Source organism: Arthrobacter sp. SLBN-100, assembly GCF_006715305.1.
Lineage (GTDB): Bacteria > Actinomycetota > Actinomycetes > Actinomycetales > Micrococcaceae > Arthrobacter.
The window spans coordinates 3,897,796-3,920,496 of sequence record NZ_VFMY01000001.1 but is presented as its reverse complement, the minus strand read 5'-3'; the positions used below and the strand labels follow the sequence as shown (position 1 = coordinate 3,920,496).

Sequence of the window (22,701 nt, the reverse complement as noted above, 5' to 3'; positions counted from 1 at the left end):
GCTTCGTCCCCTTCTCCTGTCCTACTTGTACAGGTCGGGCTTTGCAGCCAGCTTCACGGCGACCTTTTCGCCGTTCTTCTGCGCTTCGACGCCTGCTTCGCAGCAGGCTGCGGTGGCGTACCCGTCCCAGGCGGAGGGGCCACCGATTTCGCCCTTAAGTGCAGCGTCCACCCATGACTGGATTTCGACGTCGTAGGCCGCGCCGAATCGCTCCTCGAATCCCGGAGTGACGTTCCCGCCCCAGCGGCCGGCGCTGCGGGTGTAAGGGCCTTTGTCGCCCCCAATGCTGACAACACCTTCTTCGAACGACGCCTGGGTTCCAACCTCGTAGCCATACTTGGCGTTGACATAGATTTCGACGTCGGCCAGCACACCGGATTCGGTCTCCAGCAGGACGTGCTGGGGATCGTGCTGCCCGTTCGGGGCGTTCTTGGTGGCCTTGCCCAGGCGGACCTGGATGCTGGTGATTTCCTCGCCCGTGAAGAACCGAATGGCGTCGAATTCGTGCACCACAGAGTCGTTGATCAGCATCTCGTTGGTGAAGCCCTCAGGGGTGCTGGGGTTACGGTGCTGGTGGTGCAGCATCAGCAGTTCACCCAGTTCGTGGTTGCGGATGATCGAGCCCAGTGCCGCGTATTCGGCGTCGAAGCGGCGCATGAAGCCCACCTGGATCCGTTTGTGTCCCAGCGCCACTTCGGCCTGGACAATCTTCCAGGAGGATTCGGCGTCGGGGGTCAGTGGCTTTTCGCAGAGGATGGGAATGTCCTTGGCGATTGCCTTGAGCAGGATGTCCTCGTGCAGGAAGCCGGGGGTGGCGATCAGGACGGCGTTGACGTCACCGTTGTTGAGGGCCTCCTCGGCATCGGCGAGGGCCACGGCACCGGGGATGCCTTCGACGGCGGCCTGGGCGCGGGCGAGGTCGACGTCAACGACGGCGGCAACTTCGGCTCCGTGGATACGGGTGTTCAGGCGCTGGATGTGGTCGGCGCCCATGCGTCCGGCGCCGATGACGGCGACGCGCAGCTTCTCAGTCATTGTTCTGTCCTTTTGGTGTCTCTGGTGGGGTTAGCTGACGGCGGTGCGGGAGCCGCAGGAGAGCAGGTAGTTGCGGGTGCGCTTGGCAATGGGCATGGGCACATCGAAGGCTACCGGGTACATGTCCTGCTCCACGATCCCGAAAATGGGCCGGTTCAGGGCCTCCACGGCTTCGATGACCGCGCGCAGGTCCGGCAGGCCGTTGGGCGGTTCGGTCATGACGCCGGCCAGGTTGGCGGCGGCCCAGGTCATGTTGTCCTCGTTGACCTTCTTGAGGACGTCGGGGTTGATCTGCTTCAGGTGCAAGTAGCCGATCCGGTCCGGGTAGTTCTTGATCAGGTCCAGGCTGGAGGCGCCGCAGTATTCGGCGTGCCCGGTGTCCAGGCAGAGGCTCAGGTACTGCGGGTCGGTGGCTTCCAGCAGCGTTTCGATGTCCTGCTGCGCGCCCACGTGGGAGTCGGCGTGGGAGTGGAACTGCTGCTTCAGGCCAAAGTCCTCCAGCAGGGCCTTGCCCAGGCGGTTATGGCCGGCAAAGAGGTCGCTCCACGCCTTCCCGCTCAGCGTGCCGCTTTCCACGGCTTCGCCGGTGACGTCGTCGCGCCACATGGCCGGGATGACCACCACATGCTCGCCGCCCATGGCTGCCGTCAGTTCCGCCACCTTGCGGGCGGGTTCCCACGCGGTTTCCCACTGGTCCAGGCCTCGGTGGAAGGCGGTGAAAACGGTGCCGGCGGTGATCTGCAGATCGCGGGCCTTGAGCTCTTCCGCCAGGCGGGCCGGGTCCGTGGGAAGGTAGCCGTACGGGCCCAGTTCGATCCACTTGTAGCCGGACTCGGCCACCTCATCGAGGAAGCGTTCCCACGGGGTCTGCTTGGGGTCATCCGGGAACCAGACGCCCCAGGAGTCCGGTGCCGTGCCGATGATCAGTTTGTTCTCAGTCATGACAGCGTTGTCTCTCTCTTTGCTGGTTGGGCCCACGCCCTCGGTTTCGACAGGCTCAACCATCGGTGGTTGAGCCCCGGCAAAACCCAGGTGGGATTAGTTGGAGGGGAAGTTGTAGGAGGCGCCGGAGGCGTGGTGGGTTTCGGGCCAACGTGAGGTGATGACTTTGCCGCGGGTGTAGAAGGATACGCCTTCGGGGCCGTAGATGTGCTTGTCCCCGAAGAGTGAGGCTTTCCAGCCGCCGAAGGAGTGGTAGGCCACCGGGACCGGCAGGGGAACGTTGATGCCGATCATGCCCACGCTGACTGAGCGCTGGAACTTACGGGCGGCGGCGCCGGAGGAGGTGAAGATGGCCGTGCCGTTGCCGTAGGGGTTGGCGTTGATCAGGTTGATACCGTCTTCGATTGTGTCGACGCGGACCACGACGAGGACGGGTCCGAAGATTTCCTCGGTGTAGGCGGTCATTTCGGTTTTGACGTGGTCGATGACGGTGGGGCCCACCCAGAAGCCGTCTTCGTGTCCGGGGATCACGAGGTCGCGGCCGTCCACCACCATGGCCGCGCCGGCGGCTTCGGCTTCGGTGACGATCTTGACGATGCGTTCCTTGGAGGCCGGGGTGATGACCGGGCCCATTTCCGCGTCGGGCGCGGTGCCGTTGTTGACCTTCACGGCCAGGGCCCGCTCTTCGACCTTTTTCACGATCAGGTCTGCGGCGTCGCCGACGGCGACAGCGACGGAGATGGCCATGCAGCGTTCCCCGGCGGAGCCGAAGGCGGCGGCGGCGAGGTGGTCGGCGGCGTTGTCCAGGTCGGCGTCGGGCATCACGATGGCGTGGTTCTTCGCCCCGCCGAGGGCCTGAACCCGCTTGCCGTGCCTGGTGGCGGTTTCGTGGACGTACTGGGCAATCGGGGTGGAACCGACGAAGGAGATGCCGTCCACGTCCGGGTGGGTCAGCAGGCCGTCAACGGTTTCCTTGTCACCGTGCAGGACCTGGAACACTCCGTCCGGCAGGCCCGCGTCCTTCCAGAGCTTGGCCAGCAGCATCGAGGCCGAGGGGTCGCGTTCGGAGGGCTTGAGGATAAAGGCGTTGCCGGTAGCGATCGCCATGGGGGCCATCCACAGCGGCACCATCACCGGGAAGTTGAACGGGGTGATACCGGCAACCACGCCGAGGGGTTCACGGAAGGAGAAAACGTCGATGCCGGTGGAAACCTGGTCCGAGTAATCACCCTTGACCAGGGTGGGAATCCCGCAGGCGTACTCGATGACCTCGAGGCCGCGGCCGATCTCGCCCTTGGCGTCGGAGAGGACCTTGCCGTGTTCGGCGGTGACCAGCTGGGCGAGGTCGTCCACGTGGGCGGCGACGAGTTCGCGGAACTTGAACAGCACGGCGGTCCGCTTGGCCAGGGAGATGTCGCCCCAGGTGTCGGCGGCCTTGCGGGCGGCCGCGACGGTGGCGTCAAGGTCGGCCCGGTTGGCCAGGCGCAGCTCACCGCTGGCCTGGCCGGTGGCCGGGTTGAAGACAGGCTGTGTGCGGTCTCCCGCACCGGCAGTTTCGGCGCCGTTGATGAAGTGGTTGATGACAGTGGTCTTTGTGACGCTGGTTTGGGTGGTGGTGGCAGTCATGGGACTCTTCCTTGAGTGGTCGAAGGGGTTCAGTCGGTAACGGGAACGTCAGCCGAGCAGTTTGCGCTGGCGGTTCTTATGGCCGGTGTAGGTCTGGAAGGCCTGTTGGGTGGATTCCAGTTCGGAGACCTGGGAGACGGGAACGTCCCACCAGGACTCGGAGCTGGGGGCGTCCAGGAGCGGGTCGGACTCGACGTGGATCAGGATGGGGCCGCCGCGCTCGGGAGCGGCCTTGGCGTCGCGGATGGCCTGTTCGAGTTCAGCGATGACCTTCTCCCCCGGTTCGATCCGGATGACCTTCACCCCCAGGGACTCCGCGTTCAGGGCCAAGTCCACGGGCAGGGTCTCGCCCTCGTCGAAGCTGTGCTGTTCCTCGTTCAGCGCCCGGTATTTCGTGCCGAAGCGCTGCGACCCGAGGGATTCGGACAGGGAACCGATGGAGGCGTAGCCGTGGTTCTGGATCAGGACCACGATCAGCTTGATGCGTTCGGCGACGGCGGTGACCAGTTCGGTGTGCATCATCAGGTAGGAGCCGTCCCCCACCATCACGACGACGTCCCGCGCGTTCGTGCCCGTCCCGCCGGCCGCCGTCGTACTGGCTGCCTCGGCCAGGGCGGCGCGCTTGACGCCCAGCCCGCCAGGAATTTCATACCCCATGCAGGAGTAGGCGTATTCGACGTGGTAACCGAACGGGTCGCGGACGCGCCACATCTTGTGCAGGTCGCCGGGCAGTGACCCGGCGGCGCAGATCACCACATCGCGGGCATCCATGGCCCGGTTGGTGGCGCCGATGATCTCGTTCTGCGCCGGCAGCGGGGTGTACCGGGTATCGAACGCCTCGTCCACGGTGGCGTCCCAGCGCTTCTTCTCGGCCGCGATCTTCTGCTCCAGGTCCGCGCCGACGCGGTAGCCGCCCAGCGCTTGGTTGAGCTTGACCAGGGCCTTGCGGGCATCGGCGACGATGGGCAGGGTGGTGCCGTGCTTGTAGGCGTCGATCGGGGCGACGTTGATGTTGATGAAGCGTACGTCCGGGTTCTGGAACGCCGTCCGGGACGCGGTGGTGAAATCCTCATAGCGCGTGCCGATGCCGATGATCAGGTCCGCCTCGGCAGCAATGGCGTTCGCCGCCGTCGTACCCGTGGAGCCAATGGCGCCGAGGGAGAACTGGTGGTCCCACGGCAGGACGCCGACGCCTGCCTGGGTGTTGCCCACCGGGATCCCGGTCAGCTCCACGAACTTCGCCAGTTCCTCGTTCGCGTAGGCGTAGAGGACGCCGCCACCGGCGATGATCAGCGGCCGCTTGGCGGCCCGGATGGCGTCGGCAGCGCGGCGGATGTCGTCGTCGTCCGCGTCCGGGCGGCGGATCCGCCACTCACGCTCAGCCAGGAACTCCTCGGGAACGTCAAAGGCCTCGGCCTGGACGTCCTGTGGCAGCGAGATGGTCACGGCGCCGGTCTCTGCCGGGTCGGTCAGTACCCGCAGGCCGTGGTGGAACGCGGAGAACAGCTGCTCCGGGCGGGTGACCCGGTCGAAAAACTTGGACAGCGGCCGGAACGCATCATTGACCGTCAGGTCGTAGGCGTAGGGCTGTTCCAGCTGCTGCAGGACCGGATCCGCGGCGCGGGTGGCGAAGGTGTCACTCGGCAGCAGCAGCACCGGCAGGCGGTTCGTGGTGGCCAAAGCGGCGCCGGTCAGCAGGTTGGAGGAGCCGGGGCCGATCGAGGTGCTGACCGCGAAGGTTTGGCGGCGCCGGGTGTGCCGGGCGTATCCGACGGCCTGATGGACCTGGGCCTGTTCGTTCCGGCCCTGATAGTACGGCATGATGGTCGGGTCCAGCTGCTGGTACTGCTTCAGCGCCTGGCCCACGCCGGCCACATTGCCGTGCCCGAAAATCCCGAACGTGCCCGGGATCAGCCGCTCGCGGTACTGAACACCATCGATCGCATCAACGGTGTACTGGCGGGAAAGGTACTCGACGACGGCCTGCGCCACCGTCATTCTGCGCGTTCCTGTTGTGGTTCCCATGGAAGGCTACTCCGATACTTCTGCGGTGTGGTTGAGGAGGGAAGCGGCCAGAGCGACGGCGCCTGCCACATCCCCGTCGGCTGGGTACAAAAGCGTCCGGCCCACGGTGAGGCCTTGAACACCAGGCAAGGCGAGGGCGGCTTCCCAGGCGGCGAAGACCTCATCCTGGGACCCGTCCGGGTCCCCGCCCAGCAGGACCGTGGGCATGGTGGTCGCGGCCATGACGCGCTCCATGTCCGCCACGACAGGGAGCTTCATCCACGTGTAGGCACTGGTGGAGCCCAGTCCTTCGGCGATCGCGACGGACTTGATCACCGCGTTGGTGGACAGGTCGTTGCGGACCCGACCGTTTTCGCGGACCGAGAGGAACGGTTCCACCATCGCGATCAGCCTGCGCTCGGCCAGCGAATCAATGGCCTTCGCCGTGGCCTCCAAGGTGGCAACGGTGTCCGGGTCGCCCAGGCAGATGCGGGTCAGCATCTTGCCGCCGTCCGCGCCAAGGGCTGCCAGCGCCGCGGCCGTGTGGCCCGTGAAGCGGTCATCGAACTCGTTGACCAGGCCGGACAGGCCGCCGCGGTTCATCGAACCGAACACCAGCTTGCCGTCCAGGGCGCCCAACAGCAGAAGGTCATCCATAATGTCCGGCGAGGCCAGGACACCGTCAACGGCCGGATTGGCCAGCGCGATCTGCAAACGGTCCAACAGCTGGCGGCGGTCGGCCATGGCTACCGGATCCGAGCCGACAGCCAGGGCGCCGCGTGCCGGGTGGTCGGCCGCGACGATGAAGTTCTGCTTTCCCGCTTTGACTCCCGGGTGGCGGCGCCGGGCTTTGGCGGCGCGGGCCACAGCTTCGGGATCTTCGAGCCGGATGGTGCTCAGGTGCTCGTAGCGGCGGGGATCGTCGTCCACCGCCTTGGTGGAGGTAAGAGGCGTGAGGGTCACAGGACTGCTCCTTCGGTGGCAAGCTGCGGGGCGGCGCCGGAAACGGTGCCGGGTACCGGGCGGCCGCGTTCGGCCAGCAGCGAGGTGACCTCCTCCGGCGTCGGCATGGCATCGGCGCAGGACAGGCGGGACGCGACGATGGCGCCGGCGGCGTTGGCGTAGTCCAGCACCTGGGCCAGCGGCCAGCCTGAGAGCAGTCCGTGGCAGAAGGCCCCGCCGAAGGAATCCCCGGCACCCAGGCCGTTGACGGTTTCCACCGGCACCGGGGCTGAGACGACACGCTCCGTGCGGGTCTTGGCCATGACGCCTTCGGGACCGAGCTTGACGACGGCGATCTCAACGCCGGCGGCCAGCAGCCGGTCCGCCTGCTCATCGGGACTCCCCTCCCCCACGGCCACGGCGCATTCCTTGTCATTGCCGATCGCGACCGTGACGTGGGGCAGGATCTTGGCAACCTCGGCGCGGGCCTCCTCTTCCGAGGCCCAGAACATGGGCCGGTAGTCCAGGTCCAGGATGGTGAACTGCCCCTCGGCCAGGCCTGTCCGCGGACGTGCCTCATGAGCGGCGATGTGTGCGCTGCGGCTGGGTTCCTGGCACAGGCCCGTCACGGTGGACCAGAAGATCCCCGCGTTGCGGATGGCGTCCAGGTCCAGCTCGCCGGCCTTGATCTGCAGGTCCGGTGCGGTGGGAAAACGGCCGTAGAAGTAGAGCGGGAACTCGTCCGTCGCCGGCTGGATCGCGCAGAAAGTCACCGCCGTGGGCCAGTCCTTGACCGGCGTGACATAGGTGTCATCGACGTTGAACTTGCGCAGCTCCCGGTGCAGGTACTTACCGAACGCATCATCCCCGGTGCGGGTGATCACGCCGGTCCGGCGGCCATGCCGGGCCGCGGCGACGGCTACGTTGGAGGGGGAACCACCAAGGTATTTGCCGAAGGAATTAACATCCTCCAGGCCAACCCCAATGTCGTTCGGGTAGATATCAACGCTGATGCGCCCGATCGTAAGAAGCTCGTGGGTCACGGTGATCGTGGACCTTTCTGATGTGGAACTCGAATCCTTCAAAGCGGCAGGAATTCCGGGACTGGTAGGCCGTGGTGAGGGCCACAGCCACTACTTTGCCCTAGATTGAATGTCCTGTCAAAAGTTTGTACTGACATATTTACAACCGATGGTGTGGCGCCCATCCTGCAGTAGATGGGCGCAGCGGCTACTTCTTGGGGACGGCCAATTCGCCCGTCACGTACTGGGCGCGGCCAAAGCCGAAGGACCAGTCGCCGGCAGTGTTTTCGACATAGCCAATAAAGACGTCCTCCCCGGCAACGCCAAGCCTCGCAAGCTTTCCGGCCACCGCGGCAAAGAGCCGCTGCTTGGCCTCCTGCGAACGCCCGCCCTGGGTGAAGATCTGAATCATCACCACCGCGCGCGTCCGTTCAAATCCCAGCCCTGCATCCTGGGCGAAGATCTGGCCCTGCCGATGTTCGGTGAGGATGTGGAAGTAGTCCCGTTCCGGGATGCCGTACTCCGCGAGAATCGCATCGTGGATACCGCGACTGAGCTGCTGGAGCTCCTCGGCAGAGCGTCCTTCATTCACGTCAATGCGGACAAGAGGCACGGAGCTTCTCCTTCGATAGTTTGTACTGACATACTAACAAATTGCGCTTCTGGGTTACAAGCCCCTTGAAATGAAACACCCTTGAAATGAGCACCTGTCCGCGCTACGCTTAATCAACCGAAAGGTTGATAAAGATGCAGGTTGAATAAGGATGAAAGGCCCGTCATGAACCCCGAGAGCGCGGCACTGGACTTGGCCTTTATGGCCTTGGCCGACCCCGTGCGGCGGAGCATCATCGCCCGGCTCAGCCGGGGCGCGGCCACTGTTAACGAATTGGCGGAACCCTTCGAAATTTCCAAGCAGGCGGTCTCGAAACATATCCAGGTACTCGAGCAGGCTGGACTGGTCACGCGGACCAGGGATGCACAGCGCCGGCCCGTACACCTGAACCCGGCCCGGCTTGAGGCGCTCACCGCCTGGATCGACCAGTACAGGTTGGTCAAGGAAGGGCAGTTCCGGAGCCTCGACGCCGTTCTTAGATCAAACGCTGCGGCCAGCGGCGGCTAACCTCCGAGGAGTCATCATGAGCAATTCCCTGAAACTCAGCGTTCCTGAGGGCGTTCCCTTCATCGATTACGAGCGCGAGTTTGATTTCCCCGTCGCGGACGTGTTCCGCGCCCACAAGGAACCCGATTTGATCGTCCAGTGGCTGGGCCCGCGGGGTTACAAAATGGACATCGACCACTACGATTTCCGGACCGGCGGCAGCTACAGCTACCTGCACACTGGGCCGGAGGGGATCCCCTACGAGTTCAAGGGCATCTTCCATACGGTCCGGGACAATGAGTTCGCTATCCAGACCTTCGAGTTCGGGGGTTACCCGGATGTGGTCAGCCTGGAATTCATGACGTTCGAGGACCTCGGCAACGGGCGGACCCGCCTGCGGGGCCACTCCGTCCACCCCAGCCAGGAGGCGAGGGACGGGATGGCGCAGTCCGGAATGGAGGGCGGCATGAGCGAAGGCTACGAGCGGCTGGACGAGCTGCTCAGCGGCGCCAAGGTGTAGGGCGCAAAGGTACGACGACGGCAGGTCGCCTTTTCAGAAAAGGTGACCTGCCGTCGTCGTACTGCTTAAACAGGCAACGCGGGGTCACTCCCTGCCCATCCCATCGTGTGGAATGGGCGGGAAGTGACCCCGCGTTGCTTTGGGGAAGTACTAGAGTGCTGCGTAAACTTCGCGCAGCAGCTTGGCGGTCTCGGACGGCGTCTTGCCGACCTTGACGCCTGCAGCTTCGAGGGCTTCCTTCTTGGCCTGGGCGGTTCCGGCGGAACCGGAGACGATGGCGCCGGCGTGGCCCATGGTCTTGCCCTCGGGCGCGGTGAAACCGGCCACGTAGCCGACAACCGGCTTGGTGACGTTGGCCTTGATGAAGTCGGCTGCGCGCTCTTCTGCGTCGCCGCCGATTTCGCCGATCATCACGATGGCCTTGGTCTCGGGGTCAGCTTCGAACGCGGCCAGGGCGTCGATGTGCGTGGTGCCGATGACGGGGTCCCCGCCGATGCCGATGGCGGTGGAGAAGCCGAGGTCACGCAGTTCGTACATCATCTGGTAGGTCAGGGTGCCGGACTTGGAGACCAGGCCGATGGGGCCTTTGCCCGTGATGTTGGCCGGGGTGATACCCACCAGGGCCTCGCCCGGGGTGATGATGCCGGGGCAGTTCGGGCCGATGATGCGGGTGACCTGGTTGCCGTCGGCGTCCAGCTTGGACTGGGCCAGTGCCCAGAATTCGGCGGAGTCCTGGACCGGCACGCCTTCGGTGATGACGACGACGAGGCCGATGCCGGCTTCGATCGCTTCGACCACGGCGTTCTTGGTGAATGCCGGCGGGACGAAGACGATGGAGACGTCAGCGCCGGTTTCGGCGATGGCTTCCTTGACGGTGCCGTAGACGTTGATTTCGTTGTCGCCGTGCAGGACGGTGGTTCCGGCCTTGCGGGCATTGACGCCGCCCACGATGTTGGTGCCGGCCTTCAGCATCAGGGCGGTGTGCTTGGTACCTTCGCCGCCGGTGATGCCCTGGACGATGACCTTGGAGTCTTTATTGAGGTAGATAGACATGGTGCGTCCCTTTACTTCGCTGCGTTGGCGAGCTCGGCGGCCTTGTCGGCGCCCTCGTCCATGGTGGCGGCCAGGGTAACCAGCGGGTGGTTGGCCTCGTTCAGGATGCGGCGGCCTTCTTCGACGTTGTTGCCGTCGAGGCGGACTACCAGCGGCTTGTTCGCGGTGTGGCCCAGCTCGGCCAGCGCGCCGACGATGCCCTTGGCCACGGCGTCACAGGCGGTGATGCCGCCGAAGACGTTGACGAACACGGACTTGACCTGCTCGTCGCCCAGGATGACGTCCAGGCCTGCGGCCATCACCTCAGCCGAGGCTCCACCGCCGATGTCCAGGAAGTTGGCGGGCTTGACGTTGCCGTGGTTCTCACCGGCGTAAGCAACGACGTCGAGGGTAGACATGACCAGGCCTGCACCGTTGCCGATGACGCCCACTTCGCCGTCCAGCTTGACGTAGTTGAGGTCCTGCGCCTTTGCCTTGGCTTCAAGCGGGTCAGCTGCCTCCTTGTCTTCAAGGAGGGCGTGCTTGGCGTGGCGGAAGTCGGCGTTCTCGTCGAGGGAGACCTTGCCGTCCAGGGCCACGATCTCACCGGCGCCGGTCTTGACGAGCGGGTTGACCTCTACGAGGGTGGCGTCTTCCTTCTTGAAAACGTCCCAGAGCTTGAGGATCACGTCGGCGACCTTGCCGCGGAGTTCCTCAGCGAAGCCTGCGGCTGCGACGATTTCGTCGGCCTTGGCCTGGTCGATGCCCACGGCGGGGTCGATGGCAACCTTGGCCAGCGCCTCGGGGCGTTCGACGGCGAGCTGTTCGATTTCCATGCCGCCTTCAACCGAGCACATGGCCAGGTAGTTGCGGTTGGCCCGGTCCAGCAGGACGGAGAAGTAGTATTCCTCGGCGATATCCGCACCCTGGGCGATCATCACCTTGTTGACGGTGTGGCCCTTGATGTCCATGCCCAGGATGTTGGTGGCGTGCTCAAGTGCCTCATCAGCGGACTTTGCGACCTTCACGCCGCCGGCCTTGCCGCGGCCGCCAACCTTGACCTGTGCTTTGACGACAGTTACGCCGCCGATCTTTTCGGCAGCTGCCTTTGCTTCTTCTGGGGTGTGCGCCACGATGCCGGCAAGCACGGGTACACCGTGCGCCTCGAACATATCGCGCGCCTGGTATTCAAACAGGTCCACGGTTTAGTGTCCTTCTACGTCGAAGTAGTTTCTGTACAGTCGGACACCATCGAAAGACGATGACCGGGCTGCGGAATTGCACGCACCGGCGGCCGGTTGGAAACGAGCCACGCGGCGTGATGCTCCACTGGGAACTCTAGCCCTTTGAAGGGACGGGCCCGTCCCAGACTACCGCTTATGTGAGTAAGGACACTATTCTATGGAGCGTAGAAAAACCGCGGAATTACGGGGTTTTTGAGGGCTCTGCGGGCCCCGTGGAGGCAGTTTCTTCCGGTCCGGAAATCAGCTCGTAATGCTCCGGGGAAACAAAGAATCCGACGCCGGCGGAGACGTTTCCGCATGCCACCCCGCCTTTATAGGCAGAACAGCGCAGGCCGTTCCCTTCGAGGTTCTGCCCATCCCCGAGTACCTGCAGCTGGGCCATGGCGCCGGCTTTGCTTCCCTTGGGGCCGTACGTTGCTTCCATTTGTGTGACGCCGGAGCGGCATTCCCCGTACCGGGCACTGTCCGGGGTGAGCAGGGCAACGCCGCCCAGGTACCCGAGGTTGATTCCGGCGCAGTCGTCCTTGACGTCCTCGCCCTTTGGCTGCGGGTACTTGGCCAGTTCACAGTGGGCCACGGGTACGGTTGCGAGTTTGTTGTTGGCCGTATCGCCAAAGTTGTTCTGCTCGTAAGGCAAGTTCACGTGCTCCCCCCTGGCCGCAGTCAGGGAACAGGCAACGGTGCGGTCTTCCGTAATGAAAGAGATAACACCATCACCGTTGGCAAAGCTTTTGGCGTCCACCACAGTGGCCTGTTCCAGCTGTTCCATAGGCGGCAACGGTGGCGGCGGGACGTAGCCGGGATCCTGGGTGGTGATGGTACAGGCAGTGGCCGCCGTCAGGATCAGGGCGGCGAAGATCCCCAGAACATTCCGTCGCATGGGCCCCATTATCCTTCATGGCGGCGCTTTACTGGGCGCCTGGCCATTCCTAAGCGTCGAGTTTGGTGAGCGGCGCGTACCGCAGCAGCAGCCGCTTTTCGCCGACGTCGAACTTCACCTTCGCCACGGTCTTGTCCCCGGCACCTTCCAGTGCCAGGACCGTTCCGTTGCCGAAGCTCGTGTGGTTGACCTTGTCCCCCACGCTGACGGCGACGATCTCTTTTTGCGGCTGCACCCGGTTCCGGGCAATAACAGCGGGGACATCGGCATTGAAACCGGCCGAAGGGTCGGCAGCAGCACCGCGGGCGGTCCCGGCACCCCAGAAGGATCCGCTGTAGCGGCCCGAACTGATGGATCCGCCGCCCCAGTTGGACTGCCTGCTGGTTCCTTCGCGCTTCCATTCCAGGAGCTCGGCGGGAATTTCCTCCAGGAACTGGCTGGCAGGGTTGTACTGGCTCTGCCCCCACATGCTGCGGACCTCCGAACGCGTGACATAGAGGCGCTTCCGGGCGCGGGTGAGCCCCACATAGGCAAGCCGGCGTTCTTCCGCCAGTTCCTTCGGATCCGTCGCTGAACGCTGGTGCGGGAACAGCCCGTGTTCCATGCCGGTCAGAAACACCACCGGGAACTCAAGCCCCTTGGCCGTGTGCAGCGTCATGAGGGTGACCACTCCGAGCCGTTTTGCCTCGGCGACGGCGGCATCGATGTCCGCCCCCGGAGCATCGGGAATTTGGTCGGCATCAGCCACCAGGGACACCTGCTCCAGGAAGGCCTCCAGTGACCCTTCCGGGTTCTCCTGTTCGTATTCACGGACGACGGCGACGAGTTCGGCCAGGTTTTCCACCCGGGACTCGTCCTGCGGATCGGTGCTGGTGCGCAGCGCTGCCAGGTAGCCGGTCTGCTCCAGGACGGCCTCAAGTGCCGCCGCCGCGCCCGAACCGGCGGCCACTTCTGCCAGGTCATCCAGCAGTTTCACGAACCCGAGTACGGCGTTCACGGAGCGGGTAGCCATGCCCGGAGCCTGTTCGGCCCGGCGGGCGGCAGCCATGAACGACGTACGTTCGCGCTGCGCCAGCGCGGCCACTGCCCCCTCGGCGCGGTCACCGATGCCGCGCTTTGGTTCGTTGAGGACCCGGCGGAGGTTGACGTCGTCGTCCGGATTAACCAGGACGCGAAGGTAGGCGAGGGCGTCCTTGATCTCCTTGCGCTCGTAGAAGCGCGTACCACCCACCACCTTGTACGGCAGGCCCACGCGGACCAGCACGTCTTCGATGGAGCGCGACTGGGCGTTGGTCCGGTAGAAGATGGCGACGTCCCCGGGGCGGAGGTTCTCCTCGTCCTGGAGCCGGTCAATTTCCTTGGCGATGAACTGGGCTTCGTCATGCTCGTTCTCGCCCACGTAGCCGATGATCTTGTGGCCTTCGCCCTCGGCGGTCCACAGCCGCTTTTCCGGGCGGTTGGGGTTCCGCGAAATGACCGAATTGGCCGCGCTGAGGATATTCTGCGTGGAGCGGTAGTTCTGCTCCAGCTTGATGGTCTGCGCCTCGGGGTAGTCCTTCTCGAACTCCACGATGTTGCGGATATCAGCGCCCCGGAAGGCGTAGATGGACTGGTCCGAGTCGCCCACCACCGTTAGCTCCGATGCCCCCGGCCCCTCCCCCACAATCTCGCGCACCAAAGAGTACTGGGCGTGGTTGGTGTCCTGGTATTCGTCCACCATCACGTGCCGGAACCGCCGGCGGTAGGATTCCGCGAGGGCAGGGAAGGCCCGGAACATGTAGACGGTTTCCGCGATGAGGTCGTCGAAGTCCATGGCGTTCGCCTGCCGCAGCCGCTGCGTGTAGCCCTTGAAGACATCAGCCACAGCCTGCTCGAAGGGATCGTTGTAGTTCGCTGCAGAGGCGTATGAATCGGCATCGATGAGCTCGTTCTTCAACGCCGAGATCTTGTGCTGGATGGCTTTGGGCGCAAACTTCTTGGGGTCCAGGTCCAGGGCTTTGGAGACCTGCGTGACCAGCCGCAGGGAGTCAGCGGAGTCGTAGATGGAGAAGTTCGACTTCAGGCCGACGTTGGCCGCCTCCTGCCGGAGGATGCGGACGCAGGATGAGTGGAAGGTGGAGATCCACATGATCTTGGCCCGTCCGCCCACGAGCTTTTCAATGCGTTCCCGCATCTCCGCGGCGGCCTTGTTCGTGAAGGTGATGGCCAGGATTTCGCCGTGATGGGCCCGCCCTGTGGCGATCAGGTAGGCGATCCTGTTGCTGAGTACACGGGTCTTTCCCGATCCGGCGCCGGCAACGATAAGCAACGCGGAACCGGCATGCTTGACGGCCTCCTCCTGCTGCGGGTTGAGCCCCTCCAGTAGCTCGGCCGGGTCCATGCGGTGGCCTCGATGGGCCTGCCCTTCCGGCGCCCGGTCTACCCGGACGCTGCCGCCCGTCCCCGGAGCCGCAGCTGCGCCCTCGGAAGGCGACTTGGTGCGGGCAGCGGCGGTGGGAGCGGCTTTGAACGGTCCGTCAGAGTACGGGTCAAACAACATATCCATGGTGCCTACAAGTCTAGGCGGTGGGACAGACAGCCAGCTCCAGCCTGTGGATTACGGGGAGTTATCCACATAAGGCTGGTGGGGCCGTGCCGTTGCCTGACCCTGCTGGAAGACTTTGTCCATGGAAGCTATGACGACGGCGGCGCAGCGGGGAGCAGTGAGCCTACCCGGTCCTCGGGTTGCGGACGTCCTGCGCACCTTGGCTTCCGTCCGTCCCGCTGCTGACCGCCGGGGGATGATTGACCAGTTGCGGGAGCTGGAGGACGTAAAGTCTGCGGCAGCTGCGAAGCAGGCCCGGATCGCCGTGGCCTTCGACCTGGCAACACGTCAGGAACAGGCCGCAGCCGGTGTCCCTGTCGGTGAGCTCGGTGCCGGGGTGGGAGCCGAAATCGCCCTGGCCCGGCGCGAGTCCCCGGCACGCGGCGGCAGGCTCCTGGGTCTGGCCAAAGCCGTGGTGGTCGAAATGCCCCACACCCTCGCAGCGCTTCAGAGCGGGCAGCTGAACGAGTGGTGCGCCACCCTGATCGTGAAGGAAACCGCCTGCCTGTCCGCCCAGGACCGGGCCGCCGTGGACGAGGAAATCGCCGCGGACACCGGCACCCTCGCCGGCGCCGGTGACCGCACCATCACCGCCGCCGTCCGGGGCGCCGCATGCCGGCGCGACCCCCAATCCTTCGCGAAACGGGCTTCCCATGCCATGGCGGAGCGTACCGTCAGCCTGCGCCCGGCACCGGACACCATGGCCTACCTGACCGCGCTGGTCCCGGTCGCGCAGGGCGTCGCCGCCTACGCAGCCCTCACCCGCCACGCCGACACCCTGAAATCATCCGGCGACGAACGGTTCAAGGGCGCCATCATGGCCGACCAACTGGTCGAACGCATCACCGGCACCCCCGGCGGCTACACCGGCATCGACCTCCAGCTCGTCATGACCGACCGCACCCTTTTCCAAGGCGACAGCGAACCCGCCCGCCTCACCGGCTACGGCATCGTCCCCGGCCAATGGGCCAGGAAAGCAGTCACAGGAGAACTGATGGCCGGTGAAAGATCCGGAGTCGCAGCCACCGGAACACCTGAACCAAAAGATCCGGATACAGGAGCACACGGTTCTGGAGCTGCGGGGGATGCGGACACCACCGGGTTCAAGGTCTGGGTCCGCCGGCTCTACACCGCACCCACCAATGGCGAACTCGTCGCGATGGACTCCAAGGCGAGGCTCTTCCCGCCCGGGCTTCGACGGTTCATCCAGGTACGGGACCACACCTGCCGCACCCCCTACTGCGACGCGCCCATCCGCCACCACGACCACATCATCCCCTGGCACAACAACGGCCCAACCACCAGCACCAACAGCCAAGGCCTCTGCGAAGCCTGCAACCACACCAAAGAAACACCCGGCTGGACAGCCCGCCCGGTACCCCAACCAGGGCAACGGCACTCCGTGGAAACCCGGACACCCACCGGCCACACCTACAGGTCAACCGCGCCACCCCTGCCCGGGACCACGTCCCCGGTGAATGATGGCGCGGCTGTGGCTGCTTGCGACCCACTGCCGCGCGATCATCACCTGCAGAGGCAACGGAGCCGAAGCAAGGCGCCCAAACGCGCCCACTTCCAGCAGGCCGTGCTGTGGTGAATCCCTTACGCCACCGAGGCAGACTCGAGGGCAGCACGCAACTCGCGTACCGCCATCGTTCCGCCGGCCATGAACCACTCCAGGCCGTTCACGCGAACGGTGTCCACGGCGCCGCCGGCGGCCCGGACGATCGCCTTGCCCGGCAGCCAGTCCCACTCCGGGCAGCTGTGCTGGAACCAGCAGCCCAGCTGCCCGTCCGCCACCCGGCCCAGGTCGCAGGAACCGGAGCCCAGCATGCGCAGGGCGGCGGCGGACGTGGCAGCAGCATGCCAGGGCATCGCGCACAGGGGGTCCATCAGCCAGCTCGGGTGGATGTAAGTGGCGGCACCCAGCTCCGCAACGGCTGTGCTGTTGCGCGCTCCCCGATCGTCGTGGAACACCGTGAGGGGTTCACCGTTCAGGGTGGCCGGCCGTGCCCTGCCGCCGAGCCAGAGTTTGTCCTCCTCCGGCTGGAAGATGCCTCCGAGCAGTACGTCGGAGGCATCTTTCAGGGCAATCGCCGAGCACCAATAAGTGGAGCCATGCAGGAAGTTATAGGTGCCGTCCACCGGATCAATCACCCAGGTCCGGCCGCTGGTCCCGTGGACCGAGGCGCCCTCCTCCCCCAGGATGCCGTCGTCGGGCCGGCAACGCCGCAGCTGCTCCAGCACGTAGGCCTCGGCGGCGTGGTCGGCAGCTGTCACCACATCGGAAACTGATGTCTTCTGTTCGGACTGCAGGCCCGCCATCCGCATCAGCAACGCCAGCTGCCCCGCTTCGCGGATCAGGGCCGCTGCCAGGTCGTAATCGTCCAGGGAGGGGTCAAGTTCAACAGCGCTGTGCCGGCCAATGGTCATGGCTTCAGTTTATGGGGCGGGATAATGGTGCCATGGCCAAAACCCCTGCGCAGCGGATCAAGAAGCACGGCTCCAAGGCGGCTGTACCGCAGCACCACCTTCCGCCCGTGGTCAACCCCACCACCACCCGCACCCCGCAGAAGGCAGAGAACAACGGGAACCTGATCCTGATCGCCGGCGTTGTGGCCTGCCTCTTCCTGTTCTGGTACCTGCATCTGCTCACGCTGGACCAGCTGCGGCAGCTCTCCGGCGGCCTGGCCATGCCGGACTCGCTCATCGGCGGGTTCGATCCCGCCTATGTCGGCCGGCTTCACGCAGCCATGGACGACGACGCCCGCGGGCAGCTCAACTACGTCCACAAAACGGCCGGCACCCTGTTCCCGCTGATCTTCGGGTTCACCTGGCTGCTGCTGATCGGGACAAGCGTTGCCAGGAAGGCATTGCGCCGGGCACTGTGGGCCCTTCCGCTGCTTTTCGTGGTGGTCCGGCTCTGGGCCAACGTAGCCATTGACGGCGTGCTGGCATCGGGAGCGCCCGACGCCGGGCAGGTCGCCCTGGCGTCCGGCCTCACCGTTACAGGCTGGGTCCTCTTGGTCCTCAGCCTGCTCGCCGGCGCGGTCGCGGTGTTCCTGCGGAAGAAGCCGCAGCGGCAAGAGGCCCGATAGAACTCCCCATTCCCGCTCCTTAGAGGGCCGGATAGGGTGTTGAATACAGGCGCTGGGTGCCTGTTGCGGACTTAATATCGGGGGAATCCTTGGGGGAATCACGGACAGACGTTGCTCTCAACGTCTTTGAGATCAGCGCAGTGGCCTGGGCTTTGACGGTCCACAAGGCGGCTGAGGTACTCGCACATGAGCCGGCTGTGGACCTGTCCGCTTATCGGGACTCAATCCAGGCCGAGGCGTTGCGGGCGCTGGATTCTCAAGAAGTAGAGGCGGCCGGGGCCGAACTGCGCCGGGCGGGAATAGTTGACGCGAACGGTGCCATTACCCGTCAGTGGGTGCTGGCAGTCTCGATCGCAGCATTCGGCCCGCTCAAGGCCACCGCGGTGGTCCAGTCCGGCGGATCGTCCGTTCACACCGAACTCGCCTTGGCAGGCGGCCGCGGCATCGGAGTCACTTATGCCCGCCGCATCAGGCACGGTGACGGGGGCGTCGACGTGAGGGAGGTCCGCAACGCCGTCGAAATATCCTTCTTCACTGAGGAAAATGCATGGGCCGCCCTCAAGCGCCACCTCCCGGACATTACGGAAGTCCCCGAGGCCAGGGAACTCCCGAAGGCACCGGGCGCCGCGCTCAGCGAAATCATCGCCAATGCCGGGTACACCATCCATCTCCAAGTGTCGGCTCATCCCACGGGATCACGCACAGTGCGGCCGTCTGCCCCGGTCCCTGCCCCAGCCCCAGCCCCAGCACCGGACCATGTCAGCTGGGATGTTTGGGCGCTGGCAGAGCGCCTGTATGTAGTCAGTACCGGTCCATCCGGCGGGGGTTCCGCCCTGACTCCTGTTCCCTGGGATGCAATTCGCCTCGGGTTCGCGTGGCGGCTGTTGGGCGCCAGGGAATACCTCGCCAGCGCTGCGGAACAGGCGGCCTGAGGATGGCCCTCTATGGAATGGACGTCGAAAGCGGGCGGCGCCTCAGCGAAGAGTTGGCCCGCGCCAGTGACCGGCTGGCTGCCCTGAGCCGCAGCCTCACACCCCTGATCCAGGGCTCGCCCTGGAAGGGTGCAGACGCGCAGAAGTTTACTGACGAATGGACCGGCCACAGGACCAAGCTGATCAGCACAGCCCATGCGCTCGCTGCCGCCTCCACTGCTGTCAAGCGAAATGTCGAGGAGCAGGTTGCGGCCAGCAGCAAGGGGACGGGCCAACCGTCGGCTCCGCAGGCTCCATCGTTCTTCGACTCGCTGGTTGACTCCGTCGCCGGCACTGCAGGGGACCTGTGGGACACGGGCGGGAACTTCACCACTGCTGTTCAGGACACCGTGGGTAACCTGTGGAACTCTGTGCAGGACTCGGCTCCGCTTCCCCTCCGCAACCTCATGGACGCGCAGGGAAATGTGGTCAGCCAAGCCGGCAACGTGATGGACATGGGCTGGCGGTGGCTGACTTCCGGCGAGCCGCCATCGGTGACAGAGCTTGTCTCGAACGGCCTGCTGATGGCGGGCACCGTGGAAAACCTGCAGGCAACAATCTCCAGCCTCGGTTTATTCAACCCCCACCTGTTGGACGACGGCCGGCCGGTTGCCGGGGAGCCCATCCCTGTTGGCGTTGGCACTCCCAACGACATCGACAGCAATCGTCGGTTAGTCACACCGGTCCCATCCACTATCAGCGCAGTCCTCGACGCCACTGACACCGCCTATTCCGACTCCGGAAAATCCGGGGTTCCGGACACGGGCGTACGTATCACCACGATTGAGAAGCCGGGCGAGCCGCCTGCTTATATCGTCAGCATCCCCGGCACCACTCGGTGGTTGCCCGACGGTGCGGCAAATCCGACCGACCTCACAGGGAACCTTGAACTGGCCGGCGGCAACCTGTCCACCGCGGCGGAGGCAGTCCGGCTGGCCATGGAGCAGGCTGGCATTCCCGAAGGTGCGCCGGTGATGCTCTCGGGGCACTCCCAGGGTGGAATGATTGCTGCGGCCCTTGCTTCCGACGGCAGCTTCACTGACCGCTTCAACGTCACCAATCTCGTCACGTTCGGTTCACCCGTGGATTCCACGCCCATCCCGCCGTCCATCGATGTCCTGGCGCTGCAGCATGCCGGAGATCCGGTACCGAAGGTGGACCTGGCCGACTCCACGGCGTGGCCGGGAGGGATCGTCACCGCCACCCGGGACAACGGGGCCACCATCGTGGAGCTGCCAAATCCCGACATCGACGCTGGGATCGCGGGCATCAATTACCACGACGCCTATCGTTACGTGGATTCAGTCAGGCAGTACGAGGCCGGCGGACCGATTGCCCATTACAGCCAACAGCAGTCAACCCAACGGTTCCTGACCACGGATGCCAGCCAGGTAACCTCGACCGTGACCAACGTCTCCCGAAAGCAGTAATGATGCGCCGACTCCATACCGTCGTCAGGGTGCTGGCCTTAGGGTTGGTGGTCTTAGGGCTCTCGGCGTGCATGGCGAAGGGCCCTTCCACTGCTGACCGGCTGGAAAACGACATGCACGAAGCCGCGATGTCAGTTGCCGGAATTGAGTCGGCGGAGGTTGACGTCATTCTGAACACATCGGGAAAGTTCATCACCGTGAAGTTGGTTGGGTCCAGCTATGACGAGGCCGGCCTCACAAAAATTCTCGGCGATGCGCTCCCGCCGATTCTCGCCACGACTGAAGAGCTTGAGTCGGGTTCCTTCGCCATCGGTATCTTCTCGCCGGACGACGCCGTATCTGCCGGGGCCGGCACTCTCGGCTACTCCGGGGGGAAATCGCTGAGCAGGTTCCGTGAGTTCTTCCTCAAGTGAGCGATTTTCTGGTCAGCCGAAGGGGCATCAGCGGGCTGCCAGGGCGCGCAGCCGGGCACGTTCCTTCCGGTGCCGGTGCACACGCTGTGCGATGACCAGGCCCGCGGTAGCCATGCCCACCGTGACGGGGTAAGCCATGAGCCGCTCCAAGGTGCCGGGTTCGGGCACGTGCATGCCGGTCAGCCCTCCCGTCACCAGGGCGGCAGCGGACACAGTGCCGCACGCCAGGATGAACCACGCCATGGCTGTTTTCCGCACCCAGAGGAACCCCAGGACCAGCAGCGCCGCCGCCCCCGCAATGAAATACATGAGGGCACCGCTGTAGTGCCAGCCGGAGCCGGCGTCCTCCGGCACCAGTCCCACGATCACCGTGCCCGCCCCCGCCGTTCCGGTGAGCAGGCGCACCCAGACAGCAGCGAGCCAGGGTCTCCGCCGGCCCCGCTGCACCCAGGTTCCCGCCAAGGCAGCCACGCGCAGCAGCCCCGAGCTGAGCAGCAGCGCACCCAAAAGCATTCCGAGTCCTTGAACCACAAACGAGGCGTTCATCAGCCAGTTCAGCGGGGAACACACCTCGCGGCCATCAAAGACGCCGCAGTGCAAGGCACCAAGGTCGCTGATATAGCCCGTTCGCAGGTCGTACGGGCGCGGCCCGGCCCACGCTCCGATCACTGCAGCCTCCGCCGCGAAATATTGCAGCACACTGAGTACCGACCACGCCCCGATGTACTGCCGTGTCGAGGTGGTGTCCGGAATAACGGCGACGGCGGCAGACGTGGACGGCGCTGAACTCATGCCTTGAGCGTAGTACGGCTCCGCACCTTGTATGCTTGTATCCGTGTCCGCCCCGGACCGGCCCTGCCGATCCAACGGATGCGCGCCCTCGTAGCTCAGTGGATAGAGCACGGCTCTCCTAAAGCCGGTGTCGTTGGTTCGATTCCAATCGAGGGCACTTGAACTTTCCTCCCCCGGAGTTCGACCTCCGCGCCTACCTGCTCGGCCGCCCTGCCGCCACCGCGCACGAACCTGCGGCGACCGGGCTGTGGACCGTCCGGCGTGACCTGCTGGACCGCGCCGATGGCACCCGCGGAACCTTCACCGGCGTCGTACATATTGTGCCCGTGAACGACGGCGGACTGGCCCTCCGCGAGGAAGGCACCATGCGCTGGCCTACTTTTACCGGTCCCGCCACCCGCGAATACGTGCTGAAAACCACTGCCCGGCCTGACTCACTGGACGTCTGCTTCCCGGACGGCCGCCCTTTCCACACCATGAGCTTCACGCCCGAGGCCAACCTGGATCGGCACTGGTGCGATCCCGACACCTACCGCGTGGCCTACGAGTACGGGGACGCCAACAGCTTCAGTTACAGCTGGAGCGTCCTGGGGCCGCGGAAGGACCTCCTGCTCACGTCGGGGCTGGTCCGGCGGCCGGAACAGGAAGCATGAAAAACCGCATTGTGGTGTCGGCCGTCTGCGTCTTTGACAAGGCCGGCCGGCTCCTGACCGTCAGGAAGCGCGGCACCGCCATGTTTATGCATCCCGGCGGCAAGCCCGAAGCAGGCGAAAGCGCCGTCCAGGCCGCTGCCCGGGAGCTGGCTGAGGAGGTGGGCATCGTCCTCGATCCAAGCCAACTGCAGCTCATGGGCGTTTGGATTGCTGACGCCGCCAATGAAGCTGCCACGGATATTGAGGCAACGGTGTTTATGGCGCCGGGCACGTGGGAGGCCCGCCCTTCCGCGGAGATTGCGGAGATCCGGTGGTTGGACCTGCCCGTGGACGGGCGCGCCGGCCTTCCCGGCGACCTTGCCCCGCTGCTGACGGACCATATCCTGCCCGAACTGGCCCGCCAGGCCTGAAGCC

The 22,701-nt window shown here is 65.1% G+C and carries 22 protein-coding genes and 1 tRNA gene; 10 read left to right on the top strand and 13 right to left on the bottom strand.

What is annotated here, in order from left to right; translation table 11 throughout:
- Positions 1 to 21: 21 nt before the first annotated feature.
- From FBY31_RS18085 to FBY31_RS18055, 7 genes are all read right to left on the bottom strand, one after another.
- The gene (locus tag FBY31_RS18085; protein ID WP_142043837.1) at positions 22 to 1,035 is read right to left on the bottom strand and encodes a Gfo/Idh/MocA family protein; all 1,014 of its coding nucleotides are present in this window, start codon (positions 1,033 to 1,035) and stop codon (positions 22 to 24) included.
- Between the two features lie 30 nt (positions 1,036 to 1,065).
- Complete coding sequence (locus tag FBY31_RS18080) at positions 1,066 to 1,977, bottom strand: sugar phosphate isomerase/epimerase family protein (RefSeq protein ID WP_142043835.1); 912 nt, start codon at positions 1,975 to 1,977, stop codon at positions 1,066 to 1,068.
- 96 nt (positions 1,978 to 2,073) lie between these two features.
- Positions 2,074 to 3,603, bottom strand: a complete 1,530-nt coding sequence (locus tag FBY31_RS18075; RefSeq protein ID WP_142043833.1) for a CoA-acylating methylmalonate-semialdehyde dehydrogenase — start codon at positions 3,601 to 3,603, stop codon at positions 2,074 to 2,076.
- A 48-nt stretch (positions 3,604 to 3,651) separates the two neighbouring features.
- Positions 3,652 to 5,601: a 3D-(3,5/4)-trihydroxycyclohexane-1,2-dione acylhydrolase (decyclizing) gene (iolD, locus tag FBY31_RS18070; protein WP_142045523.1), complete on the bottom strand. Its 1,950-nt coding sequence runs from the start codon at positions 5,599 to 5,601 to the stop codon at positions 3,652 to 3,654.
- Between the two features lie 33 nt (positions 5,602 to 5,634).
- A complete protein-coding gene (locus FBY31_RS18065) occupies positions 5,635 to 6,570 on the bottom strand; it encodes a Cgl0159 family (beta/alpha)8-fold protein (protein ID WP_142043831.1) in 936 nt (311 codons plus the stop codon).
- Entirely contained in the window at positions 6,567 to 7,592 is a 1,026-nt protein-coding gene (gene iolC, locus FBY31_RS18060) for a 5-dehydro-2-deoxygluconokinase (RefSeq protein WP_142043829.1), read from the bottom strand. The genes FBY31_RS18065 and iolC overlap by 4 nt, the downstream gene beginning before the upstream one ends.
- 187 nt (positions 7,593 to 7,779) lie before the next feature.
- Complete coding sequence (locus FBY31_RS18055; RefSeq protein ID WP_142043827.1) at positions 7,780 to 8,184, bottom strand: tautomerase family protein; 405 nt, start codon at positions 8,182 to 8,184, stop codon at positions 7,780 to 7,782.
- A 165-nt stretch (positions 8,185 to 8,349) separates the two neighbouring features.
- Here FBY31_RS18055 and FBY31_RS18050 point away from each other — a divergent pair, with 165 nt between their 5' ends.
- Together FBY31_RS18050 and FBY31_RS18045 are read left to right on the top strand one after the other, a co-directional pair.
- The gene (locus tag FBY31_RS18050; protein ID WP_142043825.1) at positions 8,350 to 8,691 is read left to right on the top strand and encodes an ArsR/SmtB family transcription factor; all 342 of its coding nucleotides are present in this window, start codon (positions 8,350 to 8,352) and stop codon (positions 8,689 to 8,691) included.
- 16 nt (positions 8,692 to 8,707) lie between these two features.
- Positions 8,708 to 9,190: an SRPBCC family protein gene (locus FBY31_RS18045; protein ID WP_142043823.1), complete on the top strand. Its 483-nt coding sequence runs from the start codon at positions 8,708 to 8,710 to the stop codon at positions 9,188 to 9,190.
- 150 nt (positions 9,191 to 9,340) lie between these two features.
- On the opposite strand, the gene sucD is transcribed toward FBY31_RS18045, so the two are convergent.
- The 4 genes from sucD to pcrA form a co-directional block, all read right to left on the bottom strand.
- Positions 9,341 to 10,243: a succinate--CoA ligase subunit alpha gene (gene sucD, locus FBY31_RS18040; protein WP_091417276.1), complete on the bottom strand. Its 903-nt coding sequence runs from the start codon at positions 10,241 to 10,243 to the stop codon at positions 9,341 to 9,343.
- 11 nt (positions 10,244 to 10,254) lie between these two features.
- Positions 10,255 to 11,424 (bottom strand): ADP-forming succinate--CoA ligase subunit beta, encoded by a 1,170-nt coding sequence (gene sucC, locus FBY31_RS18035; protein WP_142043821.1) that lies wholly within the window; start codon positions 11,422 to 11,424, stop codon positions 10,255 to 10,257.
- Positions 11,425 to 11,647: 223 nt separating this feature from the next.
- Complete coding sequence (locus tag FBY31_RS18030; protein ID WP_142043819.1) at positions 11,648 to 12,355, bottom strand: hypothetical protein; 708 nt, start codon at positions 12,353 to 12,355, stop codon at positions 11,648 to 11,650.
- A gap of 40 nt (positions 12,356 to 12,395) precedes the next feature.
- Positions 12,396 to 14,885: a DNA helicase PcrA gene (gene pcrA, locus FBY31_RS18025; protein ID WP_442858218.1), complete on the bottom strand. Its 2,490-nt coding sequence runs from the start codon at positions 14,883 to 14,885 to the stop codon at positions 12,396 to 12,398.
- Between the two features lie 127 nt (positions 14,886 to 15,012).
- Between pcrA and FBY31_RS18020 the strand changes: the two genes are divergently transcribed.
- Entirely contained in the window at positions 15,013 to 16,527 is a 1,515-nt protein-coding gene (locus FBY31_RS18020; RefSeq protein ID WP_442858189.1) for an HNH endonuclease, read from the top strand.
- Positions 16,528 to 16,532: 5 nt separating this feature from the next.
- Here FBY31_RS18020 and FBY31_RS18015 read toward each other — a convergent pair whose 3' ends face one another.
- Positions 16,533 to 17,363 carry an inositol monophosphatase family protein gene (locus tag FBY31_RS18015; RefSeq protein WP_142043815.1) on the bottom strand — a complete coding sequence of 277 codons (831 nt, stop codon included), beginning with the start codon at positions 17,361 to 17,363 and terminating at the stop codon, positions 16,533 to 16,535.
- Positions 17,364 to 17,395: 32 nt separating this feature from the next.
- On the opposite strand from FBY31_RS18015, the gene FBY31_RS18010 reads away from it, so the two are divergent.
- The 4 genes from FBY31_RS18010 (at position 17,396) to FBY31_RS18000 (ending at position 20,842) form a co-directional block, all read left to right on the top strand.
- Positions 17,396 to 18,028 (top strand): hypothetical protein, encoded by a 633-nt coding sequence (locus FBY31_RS18010; protein ID WP_142043813.1) that lies wholly within the window; start codon positions 17,396 to 17,398, stop codon positions 18,026 to 18,028.
- Positions 18,029 to 18,117: 89 nt separating this feature from the next.
- Positions 18,118 to 18,960 (top strand): hypothetical protein, encoded by an 843-nt coding sequence (locus FBY31_RS22870; protein ID WP_160142482.1) that lies wholly within the window; start codon positions 18,118 to 18,120, stop codon positions 18,958 to 18,960.
- 2 nt (positions 18,961 to 18,962) lie between these two features.
- The gene (locus tag FBY31_RS18005; RefSeq protein WP_160142481.1) at positions 18,963 to 20,429 is read left to right on the top strand and encodes a PGAP1-like alpha/beta domain-containing protein; all 1,467 of its coding nucleotides are present in this window, start codon (positions 18,963 to 18,965) and stop codon (positions 20,427 to 20,429) included.
- 2 nt (positions 20,430 to 20,431) lie between these two features.
- A complete protein-coding gene (locus FBY31_RS18000; protein ID WP_235013113.1) occupies positions 20,432 to 20,842 on the top strand; it encodes a hypothetical protein in 411 nt (136 codons plus the stop codon).
- A 27-nt stretch (positions 20,843 to 20,869) separates the two neighbouring features.
- Here FBY31_RS18000 and FBY31_RS17995 read toward each other — a convergent pair whose 3' ends face one another.
- Positions 20,870 to 21,634, bottom strand: coding sequence for a DUF998 domain-containing protein (locus FBY31_RS17995; RefSeq protein WP_142043807.1), 765 nt, complete (start codon positions 21,632 to 21,634; stop codon positions 20,870 to 20,872).
- An 84-nt stretch (positions 21,635 to 21,718) separates the two neighbouring features.
- Here FBY31_RS17995 and FBY31_RS17990 point away from each other — a divergent pair.
- The 3 genes from FBY31_RS17990 to FBY31_RS17980 all read left to right on the top strand — a co-directional run bounded on the left by FBY31_RS17990 (position 21,719) and on the right by FBY31_RS17980 (position 22,697).
- Positions 21,719 to 21,791, top strand: a tRNA-Arg gene (locus tag FBY31_RS17990).
- Position 21,792: 1 nt separating this feature from the next.
- Positions 21,793 to 22,287 (top strand): DUF6314 family protein, encoded by a 495-nt coding sequence (locus FBY31_RS17985; protein WP_200833396.1) that lies wholly within the window; start codon positions 21,793 to 21,795, stop codon positions 22,285 to 22,287.
- Entirely contained in the window at positions 22,284 to 22,697 is a 414-nt protein-coding gene (locus FBY31_RS17980; protein ID WP_142043805.1) for an NUDIX hydrolase, read from the top strand. Before FBY31_RS17985 ends, FBY31_RS17980 begins: the two co-directional genes overlap by 4 nt.
- Positions 22,698 to 22,701: the final 4 nt, after the last annotated feature.

Coding starts and splice junctions, on each gene's coding strand:
- FBY31_RS17995 (WP_142043807.1), bottom strand. CDS start 21,634: ATGAGTTCAGCGCCGTCCACGTCTGCCGCCGTCGCCGTTATTCCGGAC.
- pcrA (WP_442858218.1), bottom strand. CDS start 14,885: ATGTTGTTTGACCCGTACTCTGACGGACCGTTCAAAGCCGCTCCCACC.
- FBY31_RS18050 (WP_142043825.1), top strand. CDS start 8,350: ATGAACCCCGAGAGCGCGGCACTGGACTTGGCCTTTATGGCCTTGGCC.
- FBY31_RS18085 (WP_142043837.1), bottom strand. CDS start 1,035: ATGACTGAGAAGCTGCGCGTCGCCGTCATCGGCGCCGGACGCATGGGC.
- FBY31_RS18045 (WP_142043823.1), top strand. CDS start 8,708: ATGAGCAATTCCCTGAAACTCAGCGTTCCTGAGGGCGTTCCCTTCATC.
- FBY31_RS18000 (WP_235013113.1), top strand. CDS start 20,432: ATGCGCCGACTCCATACCGTCGTCAGGGTGCTGGCCTTAGGGTTGGTG.
- FBY31_RS18015 (WP_142043815.1), bottom strand. CDS start 17,363: ATGACCATTGGCCGGCACAGCGCTGTTGAACTTGACCCCTCCCTGGAC.
- FBY31_RS18080 (WP_142043835.1), bottom strand. CDS start 1,977: ATGACTGAGAACAAACTGATCATCGGCACGGCACCGGACTCCTGGGGC.
- iolD (WP_142045523.1), bottom strand. CDS start 5,601: ATGACGGTGGCGCAGGCCGTCGTCGAGTACCTTTCCCGCCAGTACACC.
- FBY31_RS18010 (WP_142043813.1), top strand. CDS start 17,396: ATGGCCAAAACCCCTGCGCAGCGGATCAAGAAGCACGGCTCCAAGGCG.
- FBY31_RS17980 (WP_142043805.1), top strand. CDS start 22,284: ATGAAAAACCGCATTGTGGTGTCGGCCGTCTGCGTCTTTGACAAGGCC.
- FBY31_RS18075 (WP_142043833.1), bottom strand. CDS start 3,603: ATGACTGCCACCACCACCCAAACCAGCGTCACAAAGACCACTGTCATC.
- FBY31_RS18030 (WP_142043819.1), bottom strand. CDS start 12,355: ATGGGGCCCATGCGACGGAATGTTCTGGGGATCTTCGCCGCCCTGATC.
- sucD (WP_091417276.1), bottom strand. CDS start 10,243: ATGTCTATCTACCTCAATAAAGACTCCAAGGTCATCGTCCAGGGCATC.
- FBY31_RS18005 (WP_160142481.1), top strand. CDS start 18,963: ATGGCCCTCTATGGAATGGACGTCGAAAGCGGGCGGCGCCTCAGCGAA.
- FBY31_RS18020 (WP_442858189.1), top strand. CDS start 15,013: ATGGAAGCTATGACGACGGCGGCGCAGCGGGGAGCAGTGAGCCTACCC.